This is a genomic window from Chroococcidiopsis sp. SAG 2025, from assembly GCF_032860985.1.
Taxonomy (GTDB): domain Bacteria; phylum Cyanobacteriota; class Cyanobacteriia; order Cyanobacteriales; family Chroococcidiopsidaceae; genus Chroococcidiopsis.
In genome coordinates this window covers 5112722-5124379 of the sequence record NZ_JAOCNC010000001.1, presented here as the reverse complement: position 1 = coordinate 5124379, position 11658 = coordinate 5112722, and the positions used below count along the sequence as shown (strand labels likewise).

9 protein-coding genes and 1 pseudogene are annotated in these 11658 nt (G+C 41.8%); 3 read left to right on the top strand and 7 right to left on the bottom strand.

Annotated features, from left to right (window positions below; all coding sequences use genetic code 11):
- Positions 1 to 46: 46 nt before the first annotated feature.
- The 4 genes and pseudogenes from N4J56_RS25240 to N4J56_RS25225 all read right to left on the bottom strand — a co-directional run bounded on the left by N4J56_RS25240 (position 47) and on the right by N4J56_RS25225 (position 3339).
- Positions 47 to 815, bottom strand: a pseudogene (locus N4J56_RS25240) (amino acid ABC transporter ATP-binding protein).
- Positions 781 to 2247 carry an ABC transporter substrate-binding protein/permease gene (locus tag N4J56_RS25235; protein WP_317108942.1) on the bottom strand — a complete coding sequence of 489 codons (1467 nt, stop codon included), beginning with the start codon at positions 2245 to 2247 and terminating at the stop codon, positions 781 to 783. Before N4J56_RS25235 ends, N4J56_RS25240 begins: the two are co-directional and overlap by 35 nt.
- Before the next feature lie 300 nt (positions 2248 to 2547).
- On the bottom strand, positions 2548 to 2823 hold the full coding sequence (locus tag N4J56_RS25230) for a hypothetical protein (protein WP_317108941.1): 276 nt from the start codon (positions 2821 to 2823) through the stop codon (positions 2548 to 2550).
- Positions 2824 to 2943: 120 nt separating this feature from the next.
- Positions 2944 to 3339, bottom strand: coding sequence for a response regulator (locus N4J56_RS25225; protein ID WP_317108940.1), 396 nt, complete (start codon positions 3337 to 3339; stop codon positions 2944 to 2946).
- A 37-nt stretch (positions 3340 to 3376) separates the two neighbouring features.
- On the opposite strand from N4J56_RS25225, the gene N4J56_RS25220 reads away from it, so the two are divergent.
- A complete protein-coding gene (locus tag N4J56_RS25220) occupies positions 3377 to 3613 on the top strand; it encodes a hypothetical protein (protein ID WP_317108939.1) in 237 nt (78 codons plus the stop codon).
- Positions 3614 to 3632: 19 nt separating this feature from the next.
- Here N4J56_RS25220 and N4J56_RS25215 read toward each other — a convergent pair whose 3' ends face one another.
- The 3 genes from N4J56_RS25215 to N4J56_RS25205 all read right to left on the bottom strand — a co-directional run bounded on the left by N4J56_RS25215 (position 3633) and on the right by N4J56_RS25205 (position 9673).
- On the bottom strand, positions 3633 to 5711 hold the full coding sequence (locus N4J56_RS25215) for an FHA domain-containing protein (protein WP_317108938.1): 2079 nt from the start codon (positions 5709 to 5711) through the stop codon (positions 3633 to 3635).
- A gap of 225 nt (positions 5712 to 5936) precedes the next feature.
- Positions 5937 to 8006 carry a serine/threonine-protein kinase gene (locus tag N4J56_RS25210; RefSeq protein ID WP_317108937.1) on the bottom strand — a complete coding sequence of 690 codons (2070 nt, stop codon included), beginning with the start codon at positions 8004 to 8006 and terminating at the stop codon, positions 5937 to 5939.
- A 278-nt stretch (positions 8007 to 8284) separates the two neighbouring features.
- Entirely contained in the window at positions 8285 to 9673 is a 1389-nt protein-coding gene (locus N4J56_RS25205; RefSeq protein ID WP_317108936.1) for an FHA domain-containing protein, read from the bottom strand.
- Positions 9674 to 9977: 304 nt separating this feature from the next.
- Here N4J56_RS25205 and N4J56_RS25200 point away from each other — a divergent pair, with 304 nt between their 5' ends.
- On the top strand, positions 9978 to 11111 hold the full coding sequence (locus N4J56_RS25200) for a GTP-binding protein (RefSeq protein WP_317108935.1): 1134 nt from the start codon (positions 9978 to 9980) through the stop codon (positions 11109 to 11111).
- Positions 11112 to 11369: 258 nt separating this feature from the next.
- Positions 11370 to 11594 carry a hypothetical protein gene (locus N4J56_RS25195; protein ID WP_317108934.1) on the top strand — a complete coding sequence of 75 codons (225 nt, stop codon included), beginning with the start codon at positions 11370 to 11372 and terminating at the stop codon, positions 11592 to 11594.
- Positions 11595 to 11658 lie beyond the last annotated feature (64 nt).

Below are 11658 nucleotides of genomic sequence, written 5' to 3'. Positions count from 1 at the left end.
CCTCTACCCAGCTAGATAGAGAGGATAAAAAACTAAATCTCCTCAACTACAATATCTTCTCCAAAAATTGCTTAGCGCGATCGCACTGAGGATTAGTAAAAAACTGTTGAGGTGACGCATCCTCTGCTAACCGTCCTCCATCTAAAAACAAAATGCGATCGGCAACTTCGCGCGCAAATCCCATTTCGTGAGTGACGATCGCCATTGTAATCTTAGTTCTAGCAAGATCTTTCATCACCTCTAATACCTCATTTCACCATTTCTGGATCGAGGGCTGAAGTTGGTTCGTCAAATAACATAACCTCTGGTTTCATCGCCAAAGCCCGGGCGATCGCCACTCGTTGCTTTTGTCCCCCAGATAACTTTGATGGATAGACTTTTGCTTTTTCTGCCAAACCAACTTTTTCTAGCAGTTCCATTCCTGCTTCACGGGCAGTATTTTTCGGAACTTGCTTCACCTTAATTGGAGCATAGATGACGTTATCTAATACTGTCATGTGCGGAAATAAATTGAAATGCTGAAACACCATACCAACATTTTGACGAATTTTCATAATATCAGTATGGCGGAAAGTAATATCAGTACCATTAATATAAATCTTGCCCGCAGTTGGTACTTCTAGTAAGTTTATACATCGCAAAAATGTAGATTTTCCCGAACCAGAAGGTCCAATAACTGCGACGACTTCTCCTTTTCTAATTTGAGTTGAAATTCCTTGCAAAACTTTGAGATTGCCAAAGGATTTCTCTAAATTATCAACATTAACAGCAACATCTCGCTCAAGTGCTACGCTGTAATCTTCTTTCAAGTAAATATCCTCCCCAAGTCAAACTCATGACTAATAAGTAGTAAATTAAACCCGCAAACAGTAGTGGTTCAAAATAGATATATTTCTCTGCTCCAACAATTTGAGCGCGACGTAAAAGATCGGCTACGCCTATTGTAGAAACTAGTGCCGAGTCTTTAAGTAAAGTAATACTTTCATTGACCAAAGCTGGTAAAATGTTTTTGATTGCTTGAGGCAAAATAATATCTTGCATCATCGGCTGGTAGGCAATTCCTAAAGACAAAGCTGCTTCCCTTTGTCCCTTATCGACTGCCAAAATACCCCCGCGAATTGTCTCAGAAATGTACGCTCCTGAGTTGAGGGTAAAGGTGATGACTCCTGCTAATAAAGCGGGAATATCAAAGCCCGTGAGTTGTGGTGTGGCATAGTAGACTAGAGCAATTTGTAGAAGTAAGGGCGTACCGCGAAATATAGAAGTATAGGCATTAGCAAGCCATACCAACGGCTTAAATGTAGAAATTTTTAACAGTGAAAGAATTGTTCCCCAAATAAAGCCGAAAAAGACAGACAAGGCACTAAAAAGTAGTGTAGTTCCTACGCCTTCAATAATGAAAGGAATACTAGCAGAAATATTACCCGAACCCGATGTTGCTGTGTTGGTAGCTGGTTGTTCGTTATTCCCAAACCATTTATTAATCAGATTTCTTATTTCACCGCTGTCCTGCAATTGTTTGAGGACGCGGTTAAAATCGCCAACTAAATTTGAGCCTTTGGGAAAAGCGATCGCAGATCCAGCTTCTTCTGTATTCTCTAAAGTATGAAATTCTAAATCGGGATTATTAGCAACAAAACCTTTGGCGATCGTATCTTCAATAATTGCTGCTTGAATTCTACCAGATTTGACTTCTTGGATAATTTCGCCAATTCTGTTTAAAGGAACTAAATTTACTCCTTTAAATTTCTTTGCTGCTTTCTCTTGCAGAGAACCAAGTTGAACGCCGACTTTCTTGTCCGCTAAATCTGCCGCTTCAGTGAGATTACTACCTTTCTGGGCAATAATTGTATTTTTAGCTTCGTAATAAATTTGAGAAAAATCAACATTCTTTCTGCGTTCGGGGGTGGGTGTCATTCCCGCCATCGCAAAATCAGCGCGTCGAGATTGCAAAGCAGGGATGATACCGCTAAAGTCAGTATCGCGAATTTCTAGCTCAAAGCCTAACTCTTTGGCGATGTATTTTGCAATATCAACGTCAAAGCCGATGATTTCGCCTTTACCTTTTGCCGTATCGCGAAATTCGTAGGGAGGATAATCAGCTGATGTTACCATTACCAGCTTTTTGCCTGCATATTCTGGTTTCTGGGCAGCGACTTGCTCGATTTTTCCCCAGCCAAAGCAGAGATTAACGAGTAATGCCGTACTTAATAAAAGTGCAAACAAAAGCCTTTTTTTTCTGGGCATAGCAATCAACTTTTGTTTTTATCTGTGGAATTGAACTGTTGCTAAGCTATATTTGAGAGATTTTAAGAACAGTTCCAACTATCCTAAGACTTATTTACAGAGTCAGGCGATCGCTTTGCTACAAATTTATAGCAATTCTCGATTGCGTGCGTGACGTTTGGAGGGGCGCTTTCTCTGTGCGCCCCTATAGATCGTCTGTTTTACCCAATTGAAAATCGCTAATAATCGCAGTCGTAGCTTTATTCCGTCTGGCTACCACTGACCGACCGATTCCAACAAATTTAACATTCTCGTCCCCTGCTACTCAATTTCTAGAGCTTTTAGGTGGCTGCACAGGCTATCTAAGTTATTGAAAAAAATAATCGGCACTTTGCTAGTTCGCCGAGCAGTTTTCAGATGATAATAAACTTCAAGATTGTTGATTTCTGATAGATCGATGTTGAGCAGAATTAATTTAGGAATGCTCTTGCCAATTAGCATTAATAGCGAGACACGATTGCTAGCAGACTGAACTGAATATCCCCATTGAGATAAAACTTGAGAAAATTGTGCTAATTTCTCTAGGCGATCGCACATAATTAAAATATGTGCTTGCGTTTCTACTTACTTTTTAGAAGGATTTGTTGTAAAAAGTCTAGAAGAATTCATTTGTTGAACCTGTAAATCGAATTTAAACATTCTTGTGAGCCGAACGAACTATCTTATCTTGGGACTGCGAATAGCTTGTAATGCTTGTAAGAGTTCTTTGGCAGTAAAGGGTTTGTGTAAAAATCCACAAATACTTGTTTTATCGAGAAAATGACCGATTTCGTAGAAAGACAATCCGCTCATAGCCACGATTTGAACTTGAGGATTCATAACTTTTAAAACTCGGATTGTTGTTGCACCATCTAATGATGCCATCATCAAATCGAGGAGAACTACGCTAATTTCAGCTCCGTTTTGGGCGTAAAGTGAGATCGCTTCAATCCCATCACTAGCTGTCAAAGTTTTATAGTTATGAATTTTTAGCGAATCTTCAATAGTAGCTCGGAACAAAGCATCATCGTCAACAATTAAAACTAATTCTTTACTACCAGTTTGTATTTTCATGTTGGCGAACCAAATCTTAACTAGATTTTCTATAGGGATGATGAAAGGCAATAGATTGAGCTTATTCAGTAGATCTGAAGAAAATTTGAAGATCGCTAAATTGTTAACAGAAGGTAACATAACTCGGATTTGGCGATCGGCTGAGGTGATGGAGAATCGATACAGCGTGACATTTGTAGGGGCGCACAGCTGTGCGCCCCTACACCTTTACAAAGGGGAAACTAAAGCCCTCTTTTCAACTCTATTGAAGGATCGAGCGCGTAACTCCTGTTAGAATTAAGACTAAAATCTTTTTAGCTTTTGCAATTCAGCTTTTTCTTTGTCCAAATTTCTGAGTTGGATTTTTGCTGTTCTAAATTACTTTTAAGTAACAATTGATTTTTTTCAATATCGATAATATAAGTAGTAAATTGATCGTTAGCAATTTCTAAAGCATCTTTCAACCGCTTCTCTCCTGTCTCTAAAACCGTCGTGATTTCCAGAACTAATTTCTCAACTAAATTTTTACTCAAAGACTGATAGTGATTGGATAGTTCTTTTCTTAACTTATCGGCGATCGCCTCTAGCTGAAGCGTGGTATCTTTCTGATAAGTGTAGGTCAGCAAACAAATTAATAAAAATATAACAATTCCAAACAGGATAGGATTCTCTCTTAGAGGTTGGGTAATACTGGAAATAACTTGCTTGCCACCACCACTGACTCTTATACCAATAAACATAGCACCAAAGCCAACTAGAAAAGTAAATTGCATCATGTTGGCTCGGATTTGTTTCAGGACATATGTTAATGGAGAAACTCCTTGATAGCGACCTTCATAAGGAGCTTCGATGAACGAATTCATTAAGCTTTTTTGAATATCTATACGTCGATCGGAATAAAAAAGAGATTTATCTAGGTTTATCGATGGTAAGAAATTGAGTGTTTTATATACAGTTTCAACTATGGTATTTAATCCACCTTCACCATAAGTCGTAGTCACTAATTGCCATTCTTTATCCGCCCATTTTTTCAATTCATGGCTGCAAAAATATGTCAGATCGGTGTTGACGTTACCATTCGCAGTGACTGGATTTTCTGCTCTTAGTTGAATATATTGAAATCCCCCTTTTTTCAAAACTTTTGGTTTTAGTCGCTCGATAAACTCTTCAACTTTGTACGTAATACTTTTTTTACTATACGTATCTAATAAAGCAGCTTTCGATTGATTGAGTTCGAGCTTAACTTGCTTAAAAAACTTATCCTTGTCATCGCTAGCTTTTCGTAAAGCTTTCTTCGCCTGCTCTTTTACATCGTCAGCTGCTAAACCTTGAATTCGCGCTTCTTCTTGCTGAAGTTGTTGGGCGATCGCCTCAGCTTCGCGCTCGAGAACTTGCTCGATGACGCTAAGTTCTTTGATAATTCGTGCAGTCAATCGTTGAGCTAAAATATCTTCTGGCTTACCTTTAATAAATGTTTCTAAAGATTGACAAAATTTTTCTAGTTCCTGTTGCGCTACTGAATTAATTTCTGAGGTTTGAGTTTGGAGAGAGAACGAACTGAGAGATAGAACTACTAATTCAAAAACATCACTTAGATCTTGACTGCGCAGCCAGGTTTCAACTTGAGTTAAACTCGGGATACTACCAATAACGACGCGCTTAGCGATCGGTGCTGCATTAACTATCGTTATTAATCCCTGCCAAGCGTTTGTAAGTGTGGCGAGATCGCACACCAAACAAAGAATATCGCAATCGAGCATTTCTACTAAAGATTCTGGATATTCAGTCGTTAAACTGTACTCAAACACAAATTCTGGATAAGCCGAACTTGCTGATGCGGCGAGAGTAATGCGATCGCCTGTCTGTAATTTTTGGCATCCTTGTAATCGAACTCCATTAATATAAGTCCCGTTAGTGCTGTTGCGATCGCAGATTTCCCAAGCTAAATTTCCACAAGGACTAATTTGAGCGTGATTCCAAGAAACTTTTTTGTACAAACTTGAATCGATTGCTATTTCGCTATCAGGATTACGTCCGATACTAGTTGTTTCAGTAGTAGAAAGCGGGTATACTTTTTCGTTGCTAGATGTCGATAATACTAGTGTGGCACTTCCTGCCGATCGCACGGGTTCGATCTGCTTTGGTAAAGAGCTGACTCCAACCTGATAAAATTGCGATAATCTATGCCGCTCGAAATAAATTTGCAGCGAGCGCGCTGCGATCGAGTTAGTGCTGACGATTTGTAATTTTATTTTTTCTGTTTTGAGACAAGCGGTAATTTTTTCTAATTCTTGGAAAACCGTTCTAAATTTTCGATCTCGCTCAAAGTTAGTGCTGACAAATTTTTGAATTTCCTGAATTCGTGCTTGTAGCTTTTCAGATTTAGGTGACATAAGATGTCAGTTATCAGTTATCAGTTATCGTAGGGGCGGGTTTCGATCAAAAATTTAGAGCTTTGGTTGTCAATCTATTTGCTAAACCTGTCCGTACAGTTATCGGTCTAGAGACGTTACATCTCACATCTGTACAAAGCGATCGGTTATCAGTTATCAGTTGCCAGTGATTAGTGACCAACAATCGATCGCCTACAAATGACCAATGACAAATAGACAAACACGCTACCAACCTGGACTATTATCCTCACTTGTACTGTTACCGTTTGGTTCCTGTTCGATCGCACTATTAGGTGCTTCCTCGGTGGCGCTATTATTGTCATCCACGCATCCAAATGCTGGATCGCCGTTGGGACATGGATCTGAAGCAGGTGGCTCGACAAATGTAGAAGTTTGTTTTAACTCTGGTATTGATGCTTCAGGAGTCGATTTAGCGGCTTTACTAGATCCTGGAATCTTCTGCTGTATAGGAGAATTTACAGCTTTGATAACTGGCTGTGGCTGTTGTGGCAGGACTTGAGCTGGTTTAGCAGCAGCGGAAGATGGACTGGTTGGATTTGGTTTTTGCGCCAGTCGAGAATTAGCTTGCTCGACAATTTCGTTACGTTTTGTATTCCAAAATAGCGTGCTAGATGGAATTTTTTTAGCTGTGTTAACTGCATCCTGCCATCGACTTTGGCTGAGTGCTTGTTCTGCTAGTTTTAAGTAGTCTTGATTCGTTTTTGATTCTCTTTCCCAAGTGGCGACTGTTTGTCTTACGTCTTTAAAAATAGAGCTTTTTGTAGGAATTGCTCTGGTTAATAAAATAGCTTTTTCAAAATCACCATCTCTTTCATAAGCGTCTTTCGCTTCTTGAAAGATTATCTTAGACCACTGACTAGTGAGTAGTTGAGCTTCTTCAAACAAAGGCTGCTCGGCTGGCACTGTAGACACGACTGCTAGCGCCTCAGCAATTTTGAATTCCTCTGCTAAAGCTTTAGCTTGAGCGATGCGACACTCATTAACCGATTTCGTTAAATTTGTTTGTGCTTGTTTATCTTTAATGGTATTGCTGCTAGGAATGTTGATGGTTGCGCCGTGCTTGATGCATTCTTCGTATTGTTTTGTTTTTTTCAACACTTCAACTTGTGCCAAGCCAGATTTGATGCTTTCTTTATTCATCACGACCAGTCCGAAAGCAGCCGCGACACTAACGACAGCAGCAGCACCCATAGTCATTCCCAAAGGAGATTTGAGTTTAGCTGCAAACTTAGCTAAACCACCCGATCGCTTGCTAGGTTGAGTGCTGGGTGAATTTGTCGTGACGTTTTGGTTCGTCGCTGGCTGAGTGAAGCTAACTGGAGTACTAGGAATTGATTGCGCGGAAAATTGAGTGCTGGGAGCTGTCGCTGGTAAGACGGCGTATTGACTTGCTTGTTGCGTTGGCGAGTATCTAGGGCGTTGGTCTAACTCTGTGGTTGCATAACCAGCTTGGATTGACGATGGCGATCGCAATGCCTCTATAACTTCAGATGCCGACTGATAGCGCTCTCTAAAGTCGTAGCGTACCATTTTATTGATAATTGCTGCGAGGCGATCGCTAACTTGTGCTTGACCTTGCCAGTCAATTTCTCCCTGAAAATTTTCTCTTAAATCTTGCGTCGTGAGTCCGGTGAGTGCCTGAATCGCAATGACTCCTAGCGCGTAGATATCGCTATTGAATTGCGGTCTACCTCGCGCTTGTTCCGGTGGCATATATCCGACAGTACCCACGGCGATCGAGGCGCTAACTTGGCTTTGAGCTGTCAGCAATTGGACGTTAATCTCTTTAACAATACCAAAATCTACGAGGACTAATTTATTATCTTGTTGGCGACGAATTATATTATTTGGTTTGACATCGCGATGGATTGCTCCCTGCTGATGCACAAAGTTAAGAATCCCTAATACGTCTAAGAGCATATGGATCGTTCGATCTTCTTGCCAACGACGACCACCGAACAATTCTGCACTCAGCAAATGTCCTTCGATTAACTCTTGCACCAAATAAAATTCTTGGTCTTGCTCGAAATAGGCTAGCAATCTGGGAATTTGGTCGTGAATTCCTAGTTTTTCTAAAATTTTGGCTTCTTTATCAAATAATCGTCTAGCTGCTATTAAAAAGTTGGTATTGCTATTTGCTGGCTTCAAATGTTTGACTACACAGCAAGGATTACCGGGACGACGGGTATCTTCAGCGATGTAAGTTTGGCTAAATCCACCTGCACCCAAGACTTTCAGGACTCGATAACGCCCATCTAATAATTGACCTAGCATTGATTTGATATTTTGCGAGTTAAAGATGCATTCAATTGAAAAGTGGATGATTTCGGATATTATCTGTTTTTTATTTACTTTTTGTTAAAAAATTGGTTAGTAAGATAATCCGCAATCAGACAAGTAATTCTAAAACCTAACTATGACAGATTTATGTATTATGAAATCATAAGCTTTGCTAAAAATATTTACTGTTCTAATTACGCAGTACAATTACCCTAAAGTAGGGACGCACATCTGTGCGCCCCTACAAAGATCGCGCACGCAATCGAGAATTGCTATAACTGCCACAGCGCGATCGCCTTGTCGCGATCGCCACTAGCGAGGAATTGCCCGTTCGGACTAATCGCGATCGCCCCAACTTGCCATGCATAGCCGCAGATAGCGTACACTTCTTCTGCTGCACTCAGATCCCACAGTTTGAGTAATTTATCTTCAGTCGCGATCGCCAGTAGTTTACCATCAGGACTAAAGGCGATCGCATTTACCGCAGTTCGCAAAGCTGGCAAAGCAGATTCTTCACCCGTATCGATATGCCACAGTTTAACAATCTTATCTGCACCGCCACTAGCGATAATTTGACCGTCAGGGCTAATAGCCACCGCATTCACGCCTAATTTGTATCCTTCCAGTTTGTGGATTTCTGCACCCGTACCGAGATCCCATAGTCTCACGGTTTTATCCGCGCTGCCACTCACTAGCATCTGACAATCAGAGCTAAACGCAACGCTATTTACAGCCGAACCATGACCGACAAGAGTAGAGATTTCTTCAGCCGTGCTGAGGTTCCAGAGTTTGAGTGTCTTATCGGCGCTACCACTGGCAAGAACTTGACCGTCAGGACTAAACGCAACGGCATTAATCGCCGATTTATGTCCAGTAAAGGTATTGATAACTTGCCCAGTATTGAGTTGCCACAATTTGATTGTTTTATCAGCGCTACCGCTAGCAAGAGCTTGACCGTCAGGACTAAACGCAACTGTACGTACCAAATCTGAATGTCCGGTTAATGTCAGAATTGTTGGATTTAAACCAAGCTCCCATAAGCTTTTACCAGTATCGGGTAGTGCTGGAATAACAGGACTTACAGCAGAAATGACAGCAGATATAGGTTCGGGGGTTGAAGCGATTGCTGATGCTGCTTCTGGTTGGGCGATCGCCGCAGGTTGTTCTACCGCTTCAGGCTGTGGTGCTTCTGGTATAGCAACTATTGGTTCAGGCTCAACTGCTGATTCTGCTACAGGAATAACTGCACTTGCATGAGCTTCTGTCTGCGGCTTTTGGGCGCTCGTCGGAGCTTTAACGAGTACAGTAGCAGGCAAAGCTTGGCATTCAAACAGAAACTCTGCACCTTCCCAACTAAGGGTAATGCGATCGCCCGATTGTAACCTCCGCCATTCTTCGCCAATCTGCTTACCGTTAATATACGTGCCGTTGGTCGAGCTGAGGTTGCAAACTTCCCAAACAGGCTCGGAACTTTTTTGCCAGCGTAACTTGGCGTGATAGCGCGAAACTGTCGTGTAACGCTTAGGATCGAGGGCAATTTGACAGTCAGGCGATCGCCCAATGACAATTTCTTCATTGGGAGAGAGAAAATAACGCGGTTGTTCTCGCGCTCCCGCTGGCTCGGAAGATTCGCAAAGCGTAAGTATAGCAGAATATTCCATCGTTACCAGGGTAGGGGTTGACCTAAGTGAAGAAAGCCACCACTCAACCATTATCGGGCAATGTTGCCAACTCTACGCCTGTTTTTGCCCCCTCAGTATGATTTGATTCAGTTTCCAGAGCGTCCTAATCGACTGTTTCTGCCAATGACTACAATAGTCAAGCTGTTTATCGTGAATTTTGCTAAGCGCCTCCTGAATTCATCGAACGCGACATAATGAATAAAGATGGGGCAAGAGTGTAAGTCATACTTCTTGCCCTAGCAGATTGTAAGATAAGACTTTCAAGATTTAAATCAGCAGCGCTATGCAATCAGCAGTAGGTTCTGACCAATCTCCCGCAATGGATGCACCGAAACAGGGGCTACCAGTCACCATCATTACAGGCTTTCTTGGTAGCGGTAAAACAACTCTGCTCAATCACATCCTGACTAACCAGCAAGGTCTCAAAACAGCCGTTTTAGTGAATGAATTCGGCGAAATTGGGATTGATAATGAGTTGATCGTCACCACTGGCGAAGACATGGTGGAGTTGAGTAACGGTTGTATCTGCTGCACGATTAATAACGATTTGGTAGAAGCCGTTTACAAAGTATTGGAACGTCCAGAGAAGGTTGATTATCTTGTCGTGGAAACAACAGGAGTCGCCGATCCTCTCCCTGTGGCGCTGACTTTTCTAGGCACGGAGTTACGCGACATGACACGCCTAGATTCAATCATCACGGTCGTAGATGCGGCAAATTACAGTTTGGATCTGTTTAACTCTCAAGCAGCTTACAGTCAAATTGCCTATGGGGATGTCATCATTCTTAACAAGGCAGATTTAGTCGAGGAAGCAGATCTCGATCTTTTAGAAGTCAAGATTCGGGATATTAAAGATGGAGCAAGAATTTTGCGGACAACGCGATCGCAAGTTCCTCTCCCATTGATTCTTAGCGTCGGTCTGTTTGAGTCAGATAAGTATTTCGATACTCCCGCCGGTCACGACCATCACGACTATCACGACCATCACGACCATCACGACTATCACGACCATCACGACCATTCAGACTGCGACCACGACCACGACCATCACGACCATCACGACCATCACCATCATCACTCCGATCACTTAGAGAATGATGGTTTTACCTCAATATCTTTCCAAAGCGATAAGCCACTGGCAATTAGAAAGTTTCAGTATTTTCTAGACAACCAACTTCCTGAAAATATCTTCCGCGCCAAAGGGATTATGTGGTTTGAGGAAAGTCCAAAACGTCATATTTTTCACCTCTGCGGTAAGCGCTTTACCCTTGAAGACGAGGAATGGAACGGCAAACCCCAAAAGAATCAACTGGTACTGATCGGACAAAATTTAGATCGAGAGGCTTTGCTTCAACAACTACAAAACTGCATTTGTCTGCCTTCTACCAGTCGTGGTAAAGGGTTTGGTAAAGGATGAAAATATGGCGCAAAGATGCAGAGCTGATTTAGCGCCTTTGCGGGAAATCCTTTGCATTACATCCGTAGGGGCGTACAGCTAGCTGTGCGCCCCTATACAGTCTGTACCCCACATAACTGAAAACAGCTATTTATGTTAGGAAATATTGCGATCGCATCTCCACAAATGTAAAAAAATGTATTTCTAGCTACAGATATATTTATTTATCCGCCGAGTCATTGTAAAATCGTATCAATAAATACAGTTTTACTTATAACCGTGCCACAAATCGATTGGGAAGAAGCTTTTGAATATTTGCCAGGACTCGCAGTCGAGCTGAAGTCTCGTCCCGGTATAATTGATACGATCGCGGCTTACGATCTAACTATGGTTCCCCCCATTTGGTTAGAGAAAGATCCGCGCCCCCGCTATCCCCACGAATTGCAGATTGTCTCGCGGGAAAGAGTACAGGCGTGTCAACTGGTAGAGACAGTTAACACTTAACAGTTATCACTATAGAGAAGTTACATGTAACGTCTATACAAAGCGATCGGTTATCAGTTAACCA

Coding starts and splice junctions, on each gene's coding strand:
- N4J56_RS25205 (WP_317108936.1), bottom strand. CDS start 9,673: ATGGAATATTCTGCTATACTTACGCTTTGCGAATCTTCCGAGCCAGCG.
- N4J56_RS25200 (WP_317108935.1), top strand. CDS start 9,978: ATGCAATCAGCAGTAGGTTCTGACCAATCTCCCGCAATGGATGCACCG.
- N4J56_RS25235 (WP_317108942.1), bottom strand. CDS start 2,247: ATGCCCAGAAAAAAAAGGCTTTTGTTTGCACTTTTATTAAGTACGGCA.
- N4J56_RS25225 (WP_317108940.1), bottom strand. CDS start 3,339: ATGAAAATACAAACTGGTAGTAAAGAATTAGTTTTAATTGTTGACGAT.
- N4J56_RS25215 (WP_317108938.1), bottom strand. CDS start 5,711: ATGTCACCTAAATCTGAAAAGCTACAAGCACGAATTCAGGAAATTCAA.
- N4J56_RS25210 (WP_317108937.1), bottom strand. CDS start 8,006: ATGCTAGGTCAATTATTAGATGGGCGTTATCGAGTCCTGAAAGTCTTG.
- N4J56_RS25220 (WP_317108939.1), top strand. CDS start 3,377: ATGATGAAAGGCAATAGATTGAGCTTATTCAGTAGATCTGAAGAAAAT.
- N4J56_RS25230 (WP_317108941.1), bottom strand. CDS start 2,823: ATGTGCGATCGCCTAGAGAAATTAGCACAATTTTCTCAAGTTTTATCT.